Source organism: Vibrio sp. 1978 (assembly GCF_033344345.1).
The window spans coordinates 1-568 of the sequence record NZ_JAWPOP010000819.1; the positions used below are offsets into that span (position 1 = coordinate 1).

Consider the following 568-nt stretch of genomic DNA (forward strand, 5'->3'; position numbering starts at 1 on the left):
CAACGTAGATAAACTATTGATTCTAAAAACAGTATATCCCTTCACAAACAGAATGCGCGCCGTTTCCCCAGTCTGAACTCAAACTTATGCTCTAAGGCACAGTTTTTCTTTCGCGATAGTTTACCCATTCATTAAATACCGCTAAGGTGAACGCTCAGCCTAAAAATAGAACAAAGGATGTTAAGTCATCATGAACAGTACGATCCAAACCATTCTTGGCCACCGTTCCATTCGTAAATTTACCTCACAGCCTATCGATAAAGAGCAACTGGAAACCATCCTTCAAGCGGGTCTTGCCGCATCCTCATCCAGTATGTTGCAGGTAGTATCAATTGTTAGAGTCACGGACACAGAGAAGAGATCGCAACTAGCGAAATTTGCAGGGAATCAAGCATACGTTGAAAGCGCAGCAGAGTTCTTGGTGTTCTGTATCGACTACCAGCGTCACACCAGTATTAATCCTGATGTTCAAGCCGATTTCACAGAGTTAACGCTAATAGGCGCCGTAGACTCTGGAATCATGGCTCAAAACTGCTTACTGGCAGCAGAATCGATGGGTTTGGGAGGC

1 protein-coding gene is annotated in these 568 nt (G+C 44.2%); it reads left to right on the top strand.

Annotated elements, in window-relative coordinates; genetic code table 11:
• Positions 1–190 precede the first annotated feature (190 nt).
• A partial coding sequence (locus tag R8N49_RS29300) for a nitroreductase family protein (protein ID WP_318190718.1) occupies positions 191–568 on the top strand: 378 nt, incomplete at its 3' end.